Here is a 19779-nt window from a genome sequence, read left to right as displayed (position 1 = left end):
AGAGGCAACCTGCCTCAAACACGCCTGTTTTTGACGCTTTTTGTTCAGTGCTGAATTATTGGGCGGGTTGACGCGGCAGGCGCCTTATTTCTGACCGATGCGCAAAAGCCCGGTGGCGAGCAGGTCAAGTGCGTGATCCCGGGCGGCCAGCCGCACCTTGTCGCGGCCAAGGGCGCCGAATTCGACGGTTTCGGTAAGCGTGATCAGGCCGTCTCCGGCCAGGCCGAAACACACCCGCCCCTCGGGCTTTAACTCCGACCCACCCGGCCCCGCGATGCCGGTGATCGAGACCGCAAGCTGCGAGCCGGAGTGCCGCAGCGCGCCCTCGGCCATTTCTTTTGCCACCTCTTCCGACACGGCACCAACCGCCGCCAGCGTCTCGGCCCGCACGCCCAGCATCTGCTCTTTGGCGGCGTTGGTATAGGTGACAAAGCCCCGATCCACCACCGCCGAGCTGCCGGGAATGTTGGTCAGCGCGGCGGCAACCATGCCACCGGTGCAGCTTTCGGCAGTGGCCACCATCACGTTCAGCGCCTTGGCGCGGTCCAGCAACTCGGTGACGGTCATAGGCCCAGTACCCCGTGCGAAATCCCGGCCAGGATCAGGACGCCAACAGCGGCGAACACTCCGGCGATCACGTCGTCCAGCATCACACCCAGCGCGTCGCCGCGCCGGTCGGCCCAGCCGACAGGACCGGGTTTGAAGATGTCGAACAGCCGGAACAGCACGAACCCTGCCACCCAGCCGGGCCAGAGAGCTGTGACCTCGATCCCATACACCCAGGCGGGGTAGGAGACCGCCCAGATCGCGATGAACTGCCCGGCAACCTCGTCGATGACGATCTCCGAAGGGTCGTGATCCTCTTGCCCGGCAGTCATGACCTTTGTGGCCCAGAGCCCGCCCAAAAACACGGCCAATGTCGCCAATGCCAGCAGGGGAAACCCGCCCAGCACGTGCAGCCCCCAGGCCAGCGGCAGCGCCGCCGCTGAGCCCCATGTTCCGGGGCCAGGGCGCAGATAGCCCACGCCGCAGACGGTGCCGATCAGCTGTGCGGCCCTCATGCGTGCACCAGACAGGCGGTGGCGAGCGCAGCGATGCCTTCACCGCGACCGGTAAAGCCAAGTTTCTCGGAGGTGGTGGCCTTGACCGAGACCTGATCCGCATTCAATCCCATGATCCGCGCCATCTCCTGCCGCATGGCGGCCGTGTGGGGGCCGATCTTGGGATATTCGCAGACCAGCGTGCAGTCGATGTTCGAGATGCGGTATCCCATCTCAGCGGCCAGATCGACTGCGTGGCGCAGGAAGATCTCGCTGGCGGCCCCTTTCCATTGCGGGTCCGAAGGCGGGAAGTGCTGGCCGATATCGCCCTGCGCCAGCGCGCCATAGATCGCGTCGGTCACTGCGTGCATGCCCACATCCGCGTCGGAATGGCCCTGTAGTCCCCGCTCGTAAGGCACTGACACGCCGCATAAAATAACGTAGTCGCCCGGACCGAACCGGTGCACGTCATAACCGTTGCCCAGCCTGATATCCATTGCTGTCCCCAATATTCTTTCGGCCCGGTCGAAATCCTCGGGTCGTGTTATCTTCAGATTGTCTGCATCTCCAGGCACGATGGCCACGTCGATCCCGGCTGCCCGTGCCACCTCGACGTCATCGGCTGCGGCGCCGGGATTGGCGGCATGGGCGGCCACTATGGCGTCATAGAGAAACCCCTGCGGCGTCTGCGCCGCATAGAGGCCACTTCGGTCGCTGGTGCCGGTGACCTTGCCGTCTTCCCCAGACCAGAGCGCGTCCGTAACCGCCAGACCCGGTGCGGCAGCTTGGTGGTCGTCCAGCGCGGCCAGCACATCCGCGATGATCTGGGCGCTGACACATGGGCGCGCGACGTCATGGATCAGAACCTTGTCGATGCCAAGATTACCCAGCGCCTTCAATCCATTGCGAACCGAAGTTGCGCGATCCGCGCCGCCTTCGGCAAGGATCAGGCCCGAGGTTTCGAACTCCGCCCACGCCGCGCGGTCCTCCCCACTCAGCACCAGCACGATATGGTCGATCTGTGCCGCATGGAACCGCTCCAACGTCCAGTCCGCCACCCGTCGCCCGGCCAGCGGGCGCCATTGTTTCGGCACACCACCCCCGGCGCGCAAGCCACGCCCGGCGGCGACGATGATGGCGGCTGTGGTCATGAAGGCGAAACTCCGGATTGCTGCGCCCGATGTTTATGGTCTGGCGCAATCGGAGGCAATCACCCGTAAGTGCCTGCCTAAAAAATAGGCAAATACTTATGGATGTCCCCTTGAAACGCCACGTTTCATTGTGCAAATCCGGGCCTCTCGCTAGGAAAGAGGCAATTGCACAAGGATTAGGCAGACGTGACCCTGCGTCTCGGAGATAAAACGCTGACCCCGCCCGTGGTTCTGGCCCCCATGGCTGGAATCACCGACCGCCCGTTCCGCGATCTGGTGACGCGCTTCGGCGCCGGGCTGGTGGTGAGCGAGATGGTGGCCAGTCAGGAGATGGTGCAGGCCAAGCCCGGCGTGCGCGAGCGGGCCGAGCTGTCGGCGGATGTGGAAAACACCGCCGTGCAACTCGCCGGGCGTGAAGCGCACTGGATGGCCGAGGCCGCCCGTCAGGTCGCCGACCGCGGCGCGCAGATCATCGACATCAACATGGGCTGCCCGGCCAAGAAGGTGACCAATGGCTATTCCGGCTCGGCGTTGCTCAAGACCCCGGATCACGCGCTGAAACTGATTGAGGCGGTGGTTGCTGCGGTCGATGTGCCGGTGACGCTTAAGACCCGTCTGGGCTGGGACGACACGCTGCTCAATGCTGCCGACGTGGCGCGCCGGGCCGAAGGGGCGGGGGTGCAGATGGTTACCATCCACGGGCGCACCCGCTGCCAGTTCTACAAGGGTCGCGCCGATTGGCAGGCGATCCGGGCTGTGAAGGACTCTGTTGGCGTCCCTGTCATTGCGAATGGCGATATCGTCAGTCTGGACACGGCACGCACGGCGCTGGAGCACTCCGGTGCGGATGGCGTGATGGTCGGGCGTGGCGCGCAGGGGCGGCCTTGGTTGCTGGCCGAAATCGCGCATGCGCTGCACGGCGCGCCCGCGCCTGAAATCCCCGAGGGGCAAGCGCTGATCGACATGGTGATCGCGCATTATCAGTCCATGCTTGGTTTTTACGGCACCGATCTGGGCCTGCGCGTCGCCCGCAAGCATCTGGGCTGGTACATGGACGCGGCGGACACGCCCGGGCCGCTGCGGCGCGCCGTTCTGACCTCACGCGATCCGGCGGAGGTCATCCGTCTGCTGGCGGATGCGCTGACACCAAGAAAAGAACAGGCCGCATGACCCCGGATCAGGCCATATGGGCGTCGCTGCCGGTTCCTGCCTTCATCATCGACCCGCAGGACCGGATCGCGGATGTGAACTCGGCAGGCGAGGGGTTTCTGAACGTCTCGCGCAAGGCGGTGCTGGGCCATCCGGTCTGGGACCAGATCGCCGCCGATGCGCCTATTGAAGAGGCGTTCGACCGCGCGCGCAGCAACGGCACGCCGCTGTTTGTCAACGATGTGGATGTGGGCTCGGGCCAGCGCGCACCGCTGCAATGCGCGTTGCAGATCGCGCCCTTGCTTGGACAGCCCGGGTCGATGATCATGATCATTTCGCCGCGTGAACTGGCCGGGCGGATGACCCAGAGCCACACGGTGAAATCGGCGGCGCAGTCGGCTATCGGCATGGCAGAGATGCTGGCGCATGAGATCAAGAATCCGCTGGCGGGCATCACCGGGGCGGCGCAGCTTCTGAGTATGAATATCGCGCCACAAGATATTGAACTCACGGACCTTATCGTCGAGGAAAGCCGCCGGATCGTGAAGTTGCTGGAACAGGTTGAGCAGTTCGGAAACCTGTCACTACCCGACTTCAGGCCGGTCAATATCCACGATGTGCTGGACCGCGCCCGGCGCTCGGCGCTGTTGGGCTTTGGCGCGCATATGACGATCATCGAGGATTATGACCCGTCGCTGCCGCTCGCCTTTGGCGATCCGGACCAGCTGTTGCAGGTGGTGTTGAATCTGCTCCGCAATGCGTCCGAGGCGGCGCAGGCCGATGGCGGCACCATCCGCCTGCGCACCTATTTCGAACATTCCTTCCGCCTGCGCCGCAGTGACGGGTCGGGGCATTCGCTGCCGCTGCAGGTCGAGATCATCGACGACGGCCCCGGCCTGCCCGAAGAGATCAGCGCCGACATCTTCGACCCGTTCGTTTCGGGGCGGGAGAACGGCACCGGGCTGGGGCTGGCGCTGGTCAGCAAGATCGTCTCGGACCATGACGGTTGGATTTCGGTGGACTCGGTGCCGGGCCGCACCGTGTTCCGCCTGTCGCTGCGGCGGGTGCCGCGCGATTATGAACAAGAGGAGACCTCCTGATGGATGGCACAGTTCTGGTTGCTGATGATGACCGTACGATCCGCACCGTGCTGACGCAGGCGCTGACGCGGGCGGGTTGCAAAGTGCATGCCACCAGTTCGCTGACCACGCTGATGCGCTGGGTGGGCGAGGGCAAGGGGGACGTGGTGATCTCGGACGTGGTCATGCCCGACGGCAACGGGCTGGAAATGCTGCCCAAGATCGCCGAGGACCGGCCCGGCCTACCGGTGATCGTGATTTCTGCCCAGAACACCATCATGACCGCCATTCAGGCCGCCGAGGCCGAGGCCTATGATTACCTACCCAAACCCTTCGATCTGCCGGATCTGATGAAGCGCACCGCGCGGGCGCTGGAACAAAAACGCCGCGCGCCTTCCGATCCCCGCGCCGACGGCGGCGAGCGGCCCGACGAGTTGCCGCTGGTGGGGCGCACACCAGCGATGCAGGCGCTTTACCGGCTTGTGGCGCGGGTGATGAACACCGATCTGCCGGTGATGATCTCGGGCGAAAGCGGTACTGGCAAGTCGCTAATCGCGCGGGCTATCCACGATTTCTCGGACCGGCGCACCTTGCCCTTCGTCACGGTGACGGCGGCGGATTTGCAGGATCTTGAGGGACCGGTTCGGGTGCTGGCCCGGGTCCGGGGTGGCACGCTGCTGATCGATGAGATCGCCAATGTCGAGGATGAGATTCAGGCGCGCATCGTGCGGATGATGGACGCGCCGGGCGATCACGTGCCCCGCTTCATGGCCACCAGCCAGACCGATCTGGCGGCGGCGATGGAAAAAGGGAAGGTGCGGCAGGACCTTTACTACCGTCTTTGCGGCGCCGTGGTCCAGGTGCCCGCGCTGCGGGAACGGGTGGACGACATCCCGCTGCTGGCCGATCACTTTCTTGCACGGGCCGAGCATGACGGGGCGCCGAAGCGATGGCTGAGCGCCGAGGCGGTCGAACTCATTCGCCGCTATTCCTGGCCCGGCAATGTGCGGCAGTTGGAAAACGCGGTGCGTCGCCTCGGCCTGACCAGCCGCGCAGATGAGATCACCCGGGCCGAGGTTGAGACCGTGCTGGGCAGCCAGCCAGAGGTGGAGCCGGTTTTGGGCGGGGGAGATACCGAAAAGCTTTCGGCCTCGGTCGAACGGCATTTGCGGCGCTATTTCGACCTGCACGGCAACATGCTGCCCCCACCGGGCCTATATCAGCGCATCCTGCGCGAGGTCGAGGCGCCGCTGATCGAAATCGCGCTCGATGCGACCGGTGGTAATCAGGCGAAATGTGCCGATTTGCTGGGGATCAACCGGAATACGCTGCGTAAAAAAATCACCGATCTCGATATTCAGGTGACACGCCGCCGAAAACTGATGTAATATCGCCACACAAACCGTGGCATCCGGGTGCCATCCCGGCAAGGACCACGACATATGGCGGTAAGTCGCTTCGGCGGCACATCAGAATGAGGGCAGCAAGTGGCAACCCGGTCACAGCACGGGCCGATCGCGATGGTCAGCCGGTGGCGCAAAACCCGAAAAGCCCGTAATATCGGGACTTTGGGACTGGTTCTTCTGGGGCCTGTTCTGGCGCTGGCCACCTATCTTGTCATTGGTCCTTTCGATCTGGGCACTTCGGCTCCGACCCTTCGCCTCGTATTGCTGGCCGACCTCGTTTATGTGCTGGTGCTTGCCGCTTTGGTGCTGGCCCAAATGGGCCGCTTGATTGCAGCGAGGCGGGCCAAATCAGCGGGTTCTCGCCTGCATTTGCGCCTGATCGGCGTATTTACCTTCCTCGCTCTGGTCCCGACCGTCACGGTGGCGATCTTCGCTGGCCTGACGGTGAACATCGGGCTTGAAGGCTGGTTCTCGGACCGGGTGCGGCAGGTGGTGGGCTCGTCCCTTTCGGCGGCCGAGGCTTATGAACGCGAACACCGGCAGGGGCTTGGGCAGGATGCCACCGTTCTGGGGCGGTTCCTCGACAAGGCCCGGTCGCTGAATTTCTACGTCACCGACGCGGAACTGCGGGAGATTCTGGCACAGGGACAGGCGCAGATCCAGCGTGGTCTGCGCGAGGCCTACGTGATCGACGGCACCGGCGAGATCCGCGCGCGGGGCGATCGCTCGTACCTATTCGACTTCGAACAGCCGGAGATCGAACAGATTGCCGAGGCCGAAGATAAGGGCCTGCTGATCATCGAGGACTGGAGCAACAACGAGTTCCGCGCCATCGTGCCGCTGCAGGCCTATCTGGACCGTTATCTGTATGTCAGCCGCGAGGTGGACGGCAACATCCTGAACCTGCTCGACGACACCAAGGAAACCGCGCGATTCTACCAGCAATTGGAAAGCGAGCGGGGCCGGGTCCTGTTCGAGTTTGGTCTGCTTTACCTGGGCTTTGCGGTGATCATGATCCTGGCAGCGGTATCGCTGGGCATGTGGTTTGCCGAACGGCTGTCGCGCCCCGTGGGCCGTCTGACCACTGCGGCGCAGCGCGTCGGCGGTGGTGATCTGAGCGTGCAGGTGGTGGAAGAGGACAGCGATGACGAGATCGCCATGCTGGGCCGCTACTTCAACCAAATGACTAGGCAGCTCAAAGGGCAGCGCGACGCTCTGCTGGTGAACACCCGGCACATTGAGCGTCGCCGCAGACTGTTCGATTCGGTGCTGAGTTCGGTAACCTCGGGTGTTGTGGGGCTGGACCCCGAGGGGCGGGTGACCTTCGTCAACCGCTCGGCACAACGTCTGCTGGGCTGGACCGGAGAGGAGCAGCACAACCTGGCGCTGGCCATCGCCGTGCCCGAGTTCCAGCCCCTCTTCAAGGAACTCAAGGATGGTGCGCAGGAAACCGTGCAGGGCGCGCTCAAGGTCACCCGCAAGGGTCAGCTTGAAAACCTGCTGGTGCGCATGGCCACGCGGCGAGGCGAAGATGGCGGGCTTGAGGGCTATGTGGTGGCCTTTGACGATGTCACCGATCTGGTCAGCGCCCAGCGGATGGCGGCTTGGGGCGACGTGGCCCGCCGCATCGCGCATGAGATCAAGAACCCGCTCACCCCGATTCAACTCAGCGCCGAAAGGATCAAGCGCAAGTTCTCTCGCAAGTTGGACGAGGCTGACTGCGACAGCCTGGAATCGATGACCGACGTGATCGTGCGCCAGACCAACGACCTGCGGCGGATCGTAGACGAGTTCTCGAAATTCGCCCGCATGCCCGAGCCGGAGCGGCGTCAGGAAGACATTGTCGAACTGGTACGAGAGGCGGTGCTGTTGCAGCAGTCCGGTCAGCCCGATGTGCGGATCGAGGCGGAGTTGCCCGATGATCCGGCGCTGGCTGATGTAGACGCCACGATGCTGAGCCAGGCGCTTACCAACTTGATCAAGAACGCGGGCGAAGCCATTGAGACGCTGAAGAAAAAAGGCGCACCCGACAATCTCTCACCACAGATTTACGTCCGGCTGTCACATGAGGCCAACGGCACCCGCATCACCATTGCCGACAATGGCATCGGCCTGCCCGAAGACCGGGCACGGCTGTTTGAGCCATATGTCACAACCCGCGACGAGGGCACCGGCCTTGGCCTGCCCATCGTCAAGAAGATCATCGAGGAACATGGCGGCACCCTCGCGCTTGAGGATGCACCGATATTCGACGGACAGGACCATTTCGGCGCGATGGCCGTGATCCGTTTGCCGGGGGCTGAAACCGCCCCTGCGGAAGCGCCGCCAAAGCAGGCGATTACAACCAAAGTGAAAGCAGGCCAATCATGAGTGACATTCTGATCGTAGATGACGAACGCGATATTCGCGAACTGGTTTCCGATATTCTGGAGGATGAAGGCTATTCCACCCGGCTGGCGGGCAATTCCGACGATTGCATGGCCGAGATCAATTCCGAGCCGCCGGGGCTGCTGATCCTCGACATCTGGCTCAAGGACAGCCGGATGGACGGCATCGACATCCTCAAGGCCGTCAAGCGCGACAACCCGGATGTGCCGGTGGTGATCATTTCCGGCCACGGCAATATCGAGATCGCGGTGGCTGCGATCAAACAGGGCGCTTACGACTTCATCGAAAAACCCTTCAACATCGACCAGCTTATGGTGGTGATCCGCCGCGCCATGGAAACCTCGCGCCTGCGCCGCGAGAACGCTGCGCTTAAACGGCGCGAGGTAAGTTGTTCAGACATGATCGGCAAATCGGCTGCGTTCCGGTCAATGCTGGGCCAGCTTGACAAGGTCACCAAGTCGAACGGTCGGGTGATGCTGCGCGGGCCCGCCGGTTCCGGCAAGGAGATTGCCGCTCGCTATATCCATGCCCATTCGAACCGCGCCAACGGCCCCTTTGTCACCGTGAACTGCGCAGGCATGGAGCCGGAGCGGATGGAAGAGGTGCTGTTTGGTCGTGAGACGCCGGAACGCGGCATCGAATCCGGTCTGCTGGAAGAAGCCCATGGCGGCGTGATCTATTTCGACGAGGTCGCGGATATGCCGCTGGGCACCCAGTCCAAGATCCTGCGCGTGCTGGTCGATCAGCAGTTCCAGCGGGTCGGCGGGTCCGACAAGGTGCGAGTCGATCTGCGGGTGATTTCATCCACCAACAAGGATCTCGAGGCCGAGATTCAGGCGGACCGCTTCCGCGAGGAGCTCTATCACCGGCTGAACGTGGTGCCGATCGCGGTACCTTCGTTGGAGGAGCGGCGCGAGGACATTCCGGTGCTGGCCCAGCATTTCATCGGGATGTGCAACGAAAGTCAGGGCCTGCCGGTGCGTGAGTTGAGCGATGAGGCGGTGGCGCTGATGCAGACCATGGTCTGGCCGGGCAATGTGCGCCAACTCAAGAACCTCGTCGAGCGGGTGCTGATCCTGGGCGACAGCGCGGGTCCCATCGAGGCGAAGGAACTGCCCAGTGACGAGGACAAGGCCGAGGAGGAGGGCCGGGTGGTTCTGTCCGGGGCGCTGGCGACGTTGCCCTTGCGCGAGGCGCGTGAGGCGTTCGAGCGGGAATACCTTCTCACCCAGATCAATCGCTTCGGCGGCAATATCAGCCGGACCGCCAGCTTTGTCGGCATGGAGCGCAGCGCGCTGCACCGCAAGCTAAAATCGCTGGGGGTTGTGACCTCGAACAAGTCGGGTGCCCGGGTGGCGCATGTAGACGAGCCGGAACCGGCAGAGTAGCGCCTTGTGACGCTTCGCTGAAATGACCTGCTAGGCATGCCGTGAACGGCAGGCTAGCGTGCATGTTCTCATTGCGATGTGATAGAGTTCCGGCATGGAACTGAAACAGGTTCATGGCTATCCGGCGTTTGGCAAACGGCTTAGGCGGTTGCGCCGGTCCGTCGGCCTCAAACAGTCGGCTTTGGCCGATCTATTGAGTGTCGATCAGACAACGGTCTCCAGATGGGAAAACGGCGTTCAAAGGCCCGCCCCCGATCTTCAGAGATCGGTTTTCAAGACCCTTGCCCCTGTTGGTCCAAACGATTCCGCGCTCAAGAGGCTGGTTGTGAACTCCACTGAATGTATTCATCTGGTCGAGGAGGCCAGCCATATCTGCCTTGCTTACTCAGCCAGCCGCGCAAGGGATTGGAAGACAAGCCAAAATGCATTGCTCGGTGTGTCCCTCTGGCAATTCGCAACGGACGAAATCCGTCAAGCCGAGGCGGAACTGCAGGATGAGGGGTGGTGGGATCAGCAAATGCCCAGGCCCAAATCATTCCTCACCTCCGAGGCGGTCCATGACCGAATTCGCATCAGCGCGGGTGAGATCATCTGGGAACGCCTGTACCTTGCGGATGGCACACCTGTGCGACTGGTCAGCGGCACCCGGGTCGGCGCATAATTTATGCGTTCTTGAGCCAGCTCTGCCCCGCTAGTCTGGGCCTATGTCTCAACCCCTTCGCACCGTTTTCCTGGTCTTGCTGCTTTGGTTCGCCGGTCTCGGCGCCGCAACCCAGTTCGCGAAGATCGCCGTTCCGTTTGCCGAAGTTGGGCGGCTTTACCCCGGTAATGCGGATGCGCTTGGTTGGCTGCTGTCGATCATCAGTCTGACCGGCGCGATTTTGGGAACCCTCTCGGGCGCGATTGCAAGCCGGGTGGGGCCGATGAGGCTTCTGCTGACTGGTCTTGTTCTTGGAGGGGGCATTTCCCTCTGGCAGGCGACCATTCCCGGTTTTCCCATGATGCTGGTGAGCCGCGTGATCGAAGGCCTGTCACATCTCGCCATCGTCGTGGCCGCTCCGACCCTGATGTCTCAGATCACTCGGGGCAGGGGCCGCAACATGGCGATGGTGCTCTGGAGCACGTTCTTTGGCGTAGCGTTCGCCCTGAACGCCTGGTTCGGACTGCCCCTCATCAGGGTGCTGGGATTGCCGGCCTATTTTACGCTCCATGGCGTCTTGATGTTGCTGATTGCAGGCGCGCTGGCCGCATGCCGCCTCAACATCCATTTCGAAACCCCGGCCGCGCGCGTGTTCGGTCTGGACGTGTTCATCGACGTACATCGCCAGACCTATAGATCTCCGTTCATTGCGACCCCGCCCATTGGGTGGCTGTTTTACACGCTGACTTTTGTCTCATTGCTGGCGATCCTGCCGGACAGGCTGCCCGAGGACATACGCGGCCTCATCGCGGGCATCATGCCTTTGGCGGGCATCATTGTATCGTGGCTTGCCGTGCCGCTGTTGTTGAGTGTCACCGCAGGTATCACCGTTGTTAGCCTCGGATTTGGCTTGAGCATAGTGACGATCGGATTACTCCTGTTGGGCATGCCGTTACCCTTTGTGTGTGTCGCGCTTTTCTCGGCTTTGGGACTGGTGCAGGGGGGAAGTTTTGCTGCGGTTCCCGAGCTTAACCTCACGCCCGAGGCGCAGGCGCTGAGCTATGGCGCGATGGCCCAGATGGGCAACACTGGCAATCTTCTTGGAACACCGATCCTGCTGGCGGTATTGTGGCGCACTGGCGAGGCCGGAATGTTTGGCTTCGTGGTTTTGGTCTATCTCGCTGCCATTGCAGCGCATGTTTGGTTGGGGCGCAGGCGGAGGCTCGAAATCGCGTCGTAGCGGTCAAAAGTGGCCTCAGAACCTTTGGATGCCCCTATTCGCAAACTCCTAGCCAGCCTGTGTCGGTGTGATGATCTGAAACGACCCATCATCGAATTTGACGAAACACGAATTGCCTGCAAGCGCTGGCAGCCGGGTGGTGCGTTGGGCCGTGACCTGTGATTTCACGTTCTGACGGCAGGGCGGCAGGCTGACCGGGCGAAAGCCCTTTTGGGCCATGCACTGTGCCTCGACCCGCTTTCGCAACCCGGCGTTTGCGTCGACCGAATAAACTCGGCCCGGTTCCCACCAACCGGGTCTCGTGTAACACTGACCGGGTCCGTGGCAGTAAGTGCGCGGGGGATAATAAATCGGCGGGCTCTGACGTATCTGAGTGGCCACCGGCGCATCCTTCAGCGCCTTCACCTGACATTGAGTGGTTTCGGTTTGCATCCGCGATACCGACTCTCCCTCGCGATAGTAGATCGAGAGGGGCGCGCAGGCGGACAGGCAGAACGCCAAGGCACTCATTCCTAATGCGGTTTTCATTCTGCCAGCTTGCCCCAGCGGTGTCCGGTTGACAATTGAATTGACCGACTGGGGGGCATCTGTCATTCAAAACCCTCAGGGCAGAAAGGCCAGAGGCATGAAGGTCATCATTTGCGGCGCCGGGCAGGTGGGCTGGCAGATCGCGCGGCACCTGTCGGGTGAGTTGAACGATGTGACGGTGGTCGACAACAATCCGGACCTGGTCCGGCGCGCGACCGAGACGCTGGACGTGCAGGGGATCGCGGGTTTTGCCAGCTATCCGGATGTGCTGGAGCGGGCCGGTGCAAACGACGCGGATATGATCATTGCCGCCACCCATTCGGACGAGGTGAACATGGTCACCTGCCAGATGGCGCATTCGGTGTTCTCAATCCAGCGCAAGATTGCGCGGCTGCGCGCGAAATCCTATCTCGAAGCGATCCATTCCGACCTCTACCGCCGCGACCACCTGCCCATCGACGTAGTGATCAGCCCCGAGCGCGAGGTTGCCGCCGCCGCCATGCGCCGCCTGTCGGCGCCTGCCGCCTTTGACACCGAAGTGTTCATGGAAGGCCGGGCGCAGCTGCTGGGTATCCGCGTGCAGGAGGATTGCCCGATCGTGAACACGCCCCTGCGGCAGCTCACCGATCTGTTCTCGACCCTCAGCTCCATCGTGGTGGGAGTCCGGCGCGAGGGGACGCTGTTTGCGCCCGAGCCGGGGGATCAGCTGTTTGTCGGCGACGAATGCTATGTCTTTGCCAATGTCGAGGATGTGGACCGCACGATGGAGGTCTTCGGCAAAACCCAGAAAAAGCAGGACCGCGTGGTCGTCGTGGGCGGCGGTAATGTGGGGCTTGAGGTCGCAAAGACGCTGGAAGAGCGAGAAGGGCGTATTCGCGCCAAGATCATCGAACGGGACCGGCGCTGTGCTGAGCGGGCTGCCGAGGCGCTTGAGCGGACCATCGTATTGAATGGCGACGGGCTGGATTCGTCGCTGCTGAACGAGGCCGGGATCGACCGGGCGGATGCGATGCTGGCGGTGACCGATGACGACAAGACCAACATGCTGGCCGCCGTGCGCGCCAAGTCCGAGGGCTGCCCGCTGGCCATTGCCCTGATCAACGATCCAACCATGGTGCCGCTGATGGGGCCGTTGGGCATCGACGCCTACATCAACCCGCGCGCCACCACCGTCAGCTCGATCCTGCGCCATATCCGGCACGGGCGGGTGCGGCAGGTCTACTCAATCGGCGATGCCGAGGCCGAGGTGATCGAGGCCGAGGTGTTGTCGACCTCGCCCATGGCCGGGCAGAAGCTGCGCGACATCGATTTTCCCGAAGGCGTTCTTGTCGGCGCCGTCCGCAAGGGCGATGAAGTGCTGCGCCCCACAGGCAGCCTGCGGATCGAGGAAAAGGACGTGGTGGCGATCTTTGCCATGGCCGATGACGTGCCCGAGGTCGAGCGGCTCATGCAGGTTTCGATCGACTTTTTCTGATGGCGCGGCAGGCTGGACAGCAGATCGGACCGTTGCGGCGCCTGCCGCTGTTTCTGCTGCTCTGGGGGATCGCGTCCATCGTCATGTGGGTGCCTGCCGGCTATGCGCTGGCGCTGGACGATCATGCGACCTCGCGGTCGTTCTTCTACTCCGGCATCGTCGGGCTGACCATCGTCACCATGATCGCGCTGGCGATGCAGAACCGGTTTCCGAAACGCGGCACCCTGGGGCAGCTGGCGGCGCTGATGGCGGCCTATTCGGTTTTGCCGGCCTTTCTGGCGATCCCGTTTCATGATGCGCTGGGAACCACCAGTTTTCTCAACGCCTATTTCGATATGGTCAGCGCCATCACCACCACCGGGGCCGACATGTTCCCGGACCCCGAGCGCCTGTCGGCACCGCTGCATCTGTGGCGCGCGCAGGTGGGCTGGATGGGCGGTCTGCTGATGTGGATTGCGGCCTCGGCGATTCTGGCGCCGCTGTCGCTGGGCGGGTTCGAAGTGACCGCGAAGGGCGAGCCGGGCCGGGCGGTCTCGGGCGCCGCGCAGAGCGAAAAGGCCGACCCGCGCGGACGGCTTTTGCGCATTACCCGCACGCTGGCCCCGATCTATGCAGCGCTGACCGGGGTGATCTGGATACTCTTGCTGATGGCGGGTGAGCAGGGGCTGACGGCGATCTGCCACGCGATGTCGGTGATGGCGACCTCGGGCATCTCACCGGTGGGAGGAATGGAGGGTTCGACCGCCGGGGTCACCGGCGAGGCGATCCTGTTCCTGTTCCTGTTCTTTGCCCTATCGCGCCTGACCTTTTCCTCGGACACGGTCACCAGCGGCTATGCGCGGCTCGACCGGGACCCCGAGTTTCGCATCGGCCTGATGATCGTCTTCGCCCTGCCGCTGATGCTGCTTTTACGCAACTGGGGCGCGGCGCTGGATGTCGGCTCGGATGTGACGGCTGAACAGGGGTTGCGCTCGCTTTGGGGCGGCATCTTCACGGTCCTGTCCTTTCTGACCACCACCGGGTTCGAAAGCGCCAATTGGGGCGAGGCACGACAGTGGTCGGGACTGGGCACGCCGGGTCTTATCCTGATGGGGCTGGCGGTGATTGGCGGCGGTGTGGCGACCACGGCCGGGGGGGTCAAGCTGTTGCGGGTCTTTGCACTCTATCTCAATGGCCTGCGCGAGATGGAGCGGCTGATCCACCCCTCGTCGATCAGCGGTCAGGGCGTTGGCAACCGCCGCATCCAGCGTGATGGGGCGTTCATTGCCTGGGTGTTCTTCATGCTCTTTGCGCTGTCGCTGGCCGCCATCAGCGTGACCCTCGCCGCGCTTGGCTCGGGCTTTGAACAGGCGCTGGTTCTCAGCATCGCGACGCTCACCACCACCGGTCCGCTCATTGACAGTGCAACCGATCTTTCTATCCGCCTGACCGATCTGGATGGCGGAGCAAAGGCGGTGCTTTGCGCCGCGATGGTGATCGGTCGGCTGGAAACGCTTGCCATCATCGCGCTGATAACTCCGACCCTGTGGCGCGGTTGACCCACTCTGGTTAACGTAGCGTCAGCGTAACGCTTTTTTCGTCTGGCATATCCGTTCGCGCCACTCCATACTCCACCGGAGGGAGCGCGTTGGTCCGCAGCGCGTAGCAAGAACAACGGCGAGATTATAACAATATGGCTTCGGACAGACAGAATCTTCAGGACGCGTTCCTGAATCATGTACGGAAGACTAAGGTTCCGGTAACGATTTTCCTGATCAACGGCGTGAAGTTGCAAGGTGTGATCACCTGGTTCGACAATTTCTGTGTGCTCCTGCGCCGCGACGGACAGTCGCAGCTGGTGTACAAGCACGCGATCTCGACCATCATGCCGGCTCAGCCGATCAGCCTATATGAGGGCGAAGACGCCACTTGATGGAACATGACAGGGTGCGCACCCGGGCCTGGGTGCTGCATCCCGAGATAAAATCAGATGACGAGCGCCGCGTTCCCGGACCGGCGCTCGAAGAAGCCGTGGCACTGGCGGCGGCGTTGCCCGATCTGGATGTGGTCGGGTCAGAAATTGTGCGCCTGCAACGGGCGCAGCCGGGGCTTTTGTTCGGCAGCGGCAAGATCGAGGAATTGGGCGCGCGGTTCCGCGAAGCCGATGTCGAACTGGTGCTGATCGACGGGCCGGTGACCCCGGTGCAGCAGCGCAATCTGGAAAAGGCGTGGAAGGTCAAGATCCTAGACCGAACCGGGTTGATCCTCGAGATCTTCTCGGACCGCGCCCGGACCCGCGAAGGCGTGCTGCAGGTCGAGATGGCCGCGCTGAGCTATCAACGCACCAGGCTGGTGCGCGCCTGGACCCACCTTGAGCGTCAGCGCGGTGGCTTGGGGTTTGTTGGTGGTCCGGGCGAAACCCAGATCGAGGCCGACCGCCGCGCCATCGACGACCAACTCGTCCGCCTGCGCCGTCAGTTGCAGAAGGTGATCAAGACGCGCGAGCTGCACCGCAAGGCGCGTGCAAAGGTGCCTTATCCGATCGTGGCGCTGGTGGGCTATACGAATACTGGGAAATCGACCCTGTTCAACCGACTGACCGGAGCCGAGGTGATGGCCAAGGACATGCTCTTTGCTACGCTCGATCCGACCATGCGGCGGGTGGAGCTGCCGGACGGGCCCGAGGTGATCCTGTCGGACACGGTGGGTTTCATCTCAAGCCTGCCGACCGAACTGGTGGCCGCGTTTCGCGCCACGCTGGAAGAGGTTCTGGACGCTGATCTGATCGTACATGTGCGTGATATCAGCCACGAGGAAACAGAGGCACAGGCGCAAGATGTTGAGACGATCCTCACTTCGCTGGGGGTCGATGAGGATCGCGCCCGGCTAGAGGTCTGGAACAAGATCGACCAACTCGATGGCGACGAACGCGCCGCCATCGACGCCCGCGCCGGGCGCGATCCAGCGATTCATGCGATTTCGGCCGTGACGGGCGAGGGGCTGGACGCGCTATTGGCGGCGATTGCCGAGAAATTGCAGGGCGTGCGGCACCAAAGCGTGCTGCAACTCGGGTTTTCCGACGGCCGCCGCCGCGCGTGGCTGTTCCGTCAGGATGTTGTGAAGAGCGAAGAGCAGACCGAGCAAGGGTTCGAAATCACCGTTCTGTGGACCGCAAGGCAAGAGGCGAAATTCGCGGCGCTTTAACCTGCGGGCCGGTCAATCTGGCGCTGATACTCTGCCGGGTCGAACCAGATCCGGGATGACAGCACTTTGTAGTCGGGACCCAGTTCCCATTCTTCCCACCCCCGCATGACTACGTGATTTTTGGTTTCGCTGTGGTGACCCTCGAAGGTCCAGACAAAGATCGCATGATCTCCGGCCTTGCGCATCATGTCACAGCTCATGTCGAGATCGGGAAAGGTGGCATGAAGGTCGCGCGCAAGTTCGGCAACCGCGGCGTGGCCGGTCTGCGCCTCACCGTGATTGACGGCAATCTGGCCGTCGCGGGTGTAGAAACCAGCAACCTCTTGCGGGTTGCCGGAACACCAGGCCAAGGCATAGTCGCGGGCCAGATTGTGCAGAATGTCTTGATCGCTGGCCATGAGGCCCCCTCCGTGCGGTGTGTCGGCACATGCCAAGAATATGCCACATCGGGGCGCAGCGTCCACTAATCGCGCCGCGCGTGCGCGGTAACACGCGCGTCGCGCGAGGTGTGTCGGAGGAGTGAGGTCTAGCGGGGAACGAGTTGCGTAACACCAACCGCCGCCGCCCGGGCCAGTTCCATGTCCAGCGACATCGGGATGTACTCGCCGCGCCGCCAGAGCTGGGCCATATCGTCATAGTAGCGCGACAGAAAATGCCCCGATTGACCGGTCGACGTGATGAACAGAGAGCTGTCCGGGTCGGCGAAATCATAGACCCCGCGATAGCCCGCGCCGTGCACGTTCTGGAACGGGTCCGGAGACTCGCCGGAGGTACGGCCGCGCAGCAGGGTGTTGTCGCCGCCGCTGGTCGATTGTCGGATGTTCACAAAAAAGCGCAGCACTGGAACCTCGCCCAGAACAGGGTGATCGTGGGTCGCCTGGTGCGCATCCCCCCAGCGCAGCGATTCCAGCGCGGTGCCATAACGCTCCGCGATCCAGATTAGCGCGTCGTCCAGCGCCAGCCGGGCCATGTCGGTGCAGGTCTCGGCAGGCGCGCTCTGACGCACGTCGCACCAGACCGAGGCGCCGTCGATGTCGCGGTAGACCCGCTCGATGAACAAGGGCTCGACATGTTTGAATTCGCTGGCCAGCGGCCCCAACTCATCCGCGATCAGCCGCTTTTGCAGGGCGCGCAACCAGGCGGCGTAGATCAGTGGTTCGGGTAGATGTTCGTTCATCTCGCCATTCCACTCTGCCAACAGGTCCAGCGCGATCTGGCGCTGGCGCTCGGGCGTGCCCTCGGGCGCGGCCTCGCCGGTGAACCACAGGTCCGCGCCGATCAGCGGCAGTAGCGAGCGGGCGGTGAAACTCACCGGGTCGAGCTGTGCCTCGATGAAACTGTCGCGGGTATGCACCTCGCGCGACTGCATCAGTTTCTCCCACCGCTGAACCCGCTGGGTGTCGCCCCAGGCGTATGAGACATGGTTGGGGAAAGGGCGGTCGACGGTCTTGTTGTTGGTGTTTCCCAGCAGCCCGCCCACCGGAGAAACGAAGGCCGGGTTGGCCGCATAAGACGCGCGACCCTGCCAGCGGTTCTCGGCACGCCAGCCCTGACTGGGCAGGCGTCCCTTGCTCTGATGCCGGGGATCACGTTTGGGCATTGCGCCGATGGTCTTCATCGCGATGGTCTCGCGGTCGGCCAGCGACAGGTTTTGCGATGGTCCGATGTAATCCTCGGCGGCCCTGATCGCGCTGCGCACGTCATCGGCCCGCATCAGCGCCATCGACGCGGTCATCGAGGTGTCGCGCGGGCTGAGCATGGTCCAGGACAGCGCGACCACATGGCCCGGTGGGGTGATGGTGTCGAGGCTGTAGTGACTGCCGGGCAGCACCGGCCCGTTCTCGGTCCAGCGCAGGGTCAGTGTGATCGGCGGGGCGTCCTTGATCTCGATGATCGAGGGGCGAGTTTCGAACCGCTTGTAGCCGTCAGGGGTCAGGTATTCCTCGGGGTTCTCGGGGTTGAGCCGCTCGATAAAAAGGTCCTGGTCGTCCATGTAAGATGAGGTCAGGCCCCAGCCCAGCCGGTCGCTGCGCCCGACCATGATGGCGGGCACACCGGGGATCGAGCCGCCGATGACGCCACCCTTGGACAGCTCCAGCCGCGCCAGGTACCAGATCGCTGGGGCGGTAAAGCCCAGGTGCGGATCGTTGGCCAAGAGCGTACCACCGCTGGCCGAGCGGGAGGGTGCAGCGCTCCATGCATTCGAGGCTCCGGCCAGCCCGCGCCGGGGGAAGGGCGACAGGGGCGTGTCGGGCATCGCCTGGCTGGCGGCATAGCGTGGCAGGTCCGGGAACAGCGCGGCATATTCCGGCAGCGCAGCGATGCCAGCGCCGGGCACATCGGGCAGGATGTCCATCAGCCGTTCCGGATCGTCAAGCATCAGCGAGGTTCTGGCCCGCAGAACCTCTTCCTCAAGATGGCCTGACAGTTGAAGACCCATCAGTTTGATGATGGCTAGACTGTCACCGGGCTGCCAGGGCGCGACTGGAGTATTGAACAGGAACATTTCGGGCGCGCCGCGACCCAGTGCCTTTTCGTTGATCTCGGCGAGCCGGGCATTGACGCCAGCCGCATAGGCCTTGAGCGCGACCTTGGTGTAGTCGTCCTGCACCTCGACCGATTGCAGGGCAAGGCGGTAGAGGTCGAGCCGCCGCAGCAGCTTGTCGATCCGCACGGTGCGCTCACCAAAGATCTCGGACAGGCGGCCCTGCACGGTCCGGCGTAGCATGTTCATCTGCCATAGCCGGTCCTGCGCATGGGCATAGCCCAGACCAAAGAATACGTCCGGGTCACTTTCGCCGAAGATATGGGGGACGTTGGCATTGTCGCGCACGATCTCGACGGGGGCGCTGAGGCCCTGAACCTCGACCCGCTGATTGTAGTCAGGCAGCGACTGGCTGGCAAGGAAGTAGACCAGCAGCACACCCGCCACAACAAGCATCACGAGGCCGACGGCAATGCGCATTAGCCAGCGAAAAAGAAGACCCATCAACGCCCCGTTTTGTTCTTATGGCTGAAAGATGTGCGCAATTTAGTTGAAGCAGTCGGGATGCGAAAGAGGCACCGTGGCGTGATCTTTGCGCAAGGCGCTTGAACCGCGCCTACGGCGCCGT

Annotated in this window: 17 protein-coding genes; 11 read left to right on the top strand and 6 right to left on the bottom strand. The window is 63.0% G+C overall.

Features of this window, described 5'->3' with window-relative positions:
• Window positions 1–84: 84 nt before the first annotated feature.
• From AB3N21_RS17055 to AB3N21_RS17045, 3 genes are read right to left on the bottom strand one after another with little or no spacing between them, the layout of a single operon-like run.
• Window positions 85–567 (bottom strand): CinA family protein, encoded by a 483-nt coding sequence (locus tag AB3N21_RS17055; RefSeq protein WP_367936348.1) that lies wholly within the window; start codon window positions 565–567, stop codon window positions 85–87.
• On the bottom strand, window positions 564–1061 hold the full coding sequence (locus AB3N21_RS17050) for a phosphatidylglycerophosphatase A (RefSeq protein WP_367936347.1): 498 nt from the start codon (window positions 1059–1061) through the stop codon (window positions 564–566). The genes AB3N21_RS17055 and AB3N21_RS17050 overlap by 4 nt, the downstream gene beginning before the upstream one ends.
• Window positions 1058–2191: a bifunctional 2-C-methyl-D-erythritol 4-phosphate cytidylyltransferase/2-C-methyl-D-erythritol 2,4-cyclodiphosphate synthase gene (locus AB3N21_RS17045; RefSeq protein WP_367936346.1), complete on the bottom strand. Its 1134-nt coding sequence runs from the start codon at window positions 2189–2191 to the stop codon at window positions 1058–1060. The genes AB3N21_RS17050 and AB3N21_RS17045 overlap by 4 nt, the downstream gene beginning before the upstream one ends.
• Window positions 2192–2377: 186 nt before the next feature.
• On the opposite strand from AB3N21_RS17045, the gene dusB reads away from it, so the two are divergent.
• The 7 genes from dusB (at window position 2378) to AB3N21_RS17010 (ending at window position 11481) form a co-directional block, all read left to right on the top strand.
• Window positions 2378–3361, top strand: a complete 984-nt coding sequence (gene dusB, locus AB3N21_RS17040) for a tRNA dihydrouridine synthase DusB (protein WP_367936345.1) — start codon at window positions 2378–2380, stop codon at window positions 3359–3361.
• A complete protein-coding gene (locus AB3N21_RS17035; protein WP_367936344.1) occupies window positions 3358–4440 on the top strand; it encodes a nitrogen regulation protein NR(II) in 1083 nt (360 codons plus the stop codon). The genes dusB and AB3N21_RS17035 overlap by 4 nt, the downstream gene beginning before the upstream one ends.
• Complete coding sequence (locus tag AB3N21_RS17030; RefSeq protein ID WP_367936343.1) at window positions 4440–5807, top strand: response regulator; 1368 nt, start codon at window positions 4440–4442, stop codon at window positions 5805–5807. Before AB3N21_RS17035 ends, AB3N21_RS17030 begins: the two co-directional genes overlap by 1 nt.
• A gap of 132 nt (window positions 5808–5939) precedes the next feature.
• A complete protein-coding gene (locus AB3N21_RS17025; RefSeq protein WP_367936459.1) occupies window positions 5940–8195 on the top strand; it encodes an ATP-binding protein in 2256 nt (751 codons plus the stop codon).
• The gene (locus AB3N21_RS17020; RefSeq protein ID WP_367936342.1) at window positions 8192–9601 is read left to right on the top strand and encodes a sigma-54-dependent transcriptional regulator; all 1410 of its coding nucleotides are present in this window, start codon (window positions 8192–8194) and stop codon (window positions 9599–9601) included. The genes AB3N21_RS17025 and AB3N21_RS17020 overlap by 4 nt, the downstream gene beginning before the upstream one ends.
• Window positions 9602–9695: 94 nt before the next feature.
• Window positions 9696–10262 carry a helix-turn-helix domain-containing protein gene (locus AB3N21_RS17015; protein WP_367936341.1) on the top strand — a complete coding sequence of 189 codons (567 nt, stop codon included), beginning with the start codon at window positions 9696–9698 and terminating at the stop codon, window positions 10260–10262.
• Window positions 10263–10305: 43 nt separating this feature from the next.
• Window positions 10306–11481 (top strand): MFS transporter, encoded by a 1176-nt coding sequence (locus AB3N21_RS17010; RefSeq protein WP_367936340.1) that lies wholly within the window; start codon window positions 10306–10308, stop codon window positions 11479–11481.
• Between the two features lie 48 nt (window positions 11482–11529).
• Here the strand turns inward: AB3N21_RS17010 and AB3N21_RS17005 are convergent, their stop codons facing one another.
• Complete coding sequence (locus AB3N21_RS17005; protein ID WP_367936339.1) at window positions 11530–12009, bottom strand: hypothetical protein; 480 nt, start codon at window positions 12007–12009, stop codon at window positions 11530–11532.
• Between the two features lie 97 nt (window positions 12010–12106).
• Here AB3N21_RS17005 and trkA point away from each other — a divergent pair, with 97 nt between their 5' ends.
• The 4 genes from trkA (at window position 12107) to hflX (ending at window position 16666) form a co-directional block, all read left to right on the top strand.
• Complete coding sequence (gene trkA, locus AB3N21_RS17000) at window positions 12107–13483, top strand: Trk system potassium transporter TrkA (protein ID WP_171176370.1); 1377 nt, start codon at window positions 12107–12109, stop codon at window positions 13481–13483.
• Window positions 13483–15021 carry a TrkH family potassium uptake protein gene (locus AB3N21_RS16995; RefSeq protein WP_367936338.1) on the top strand — a complete coding sequence of 513 codons (1539 nt, stop codon included), beginning with the start codon at window positions 13483–13485 and terminating at the stop codon, window positions 15019–15021. The genes trkA and AB3N21_RS16995 overlap by 1 nt, the downstream gene beginning before the upstream one ends.
• A 134-nt stretch (window positions 15022–15155) precedes the next feature.
• Window positions 15156–15395: an RNA chaperone Hfq gene (gene hfq, locus AB3N21_RS16990; RefSeq protein WP_027260655.1), complete on the top strand. Its 240-nt coding sequence runs from the start codon at window positions 15156–15158 to the stop codon at window positions 15393–15395.
• Window positions 15395–16666 carry a GTPase HflX gene (gene hflX, locus AB3N21_RS16985; RefSeq protein ID WP_367936337.1) on the top strand — a complete coding sequence of 424 codons (1272 nt, stop codon included), beginning with the start codon at window positions 15395–15397 and terminating at the stop codon, window positions 16664–16666. Before hfq ends, hflX begins: the two co-directional genes overlap by 1 nt.
• Here hflX and AB3N21_RS16980 read toward each other — a convergent pair.
• Both AB3N21_RS16980 and AB3N21_RS16975 read right to left on the bottom strand, forming a co-directional pair.
• Window positions 16663–17064: a nuclear transport factor 2 family protein gene (locus AB3N21_RS16980; protein WP_171176376.1), complete on the bottom strand. Its 402-nt coding sequence runs from the start codon at window positions 17062–17064 to the stop codon at window positions 16663–16665. The two genes, hflX and AB3N21_RS16980, sit on opposite strands and share 4 nt — an antisense overlap.
• Window positions 17065–17192: 128 nt before the next feature.
• Entirely contained in the window at window positions 17193–19655 is a 2463-nt protein-coding gene (locus tag AB3N21_RS16975; RefSeq protein WP_367936336.1) for a penicillin acylase family protein, read from the bottom strand.
• Window positions 19656–19779: the final 124 nt, after the last annotated feature.

The organism is Ruegeria sp. (assembly GCF_040830605.1).
GTDB lineage: Bacteria > Pseudomonadota > Alphaproteobacteria > Rhodobacterales > Rhodobacteraceae > Ruegeria.
The sequence above is the reverse complement of the archived record's forward strand: the minus strand, read 5'-3'. Positions and strand labels throughout refer to the sequence as shown.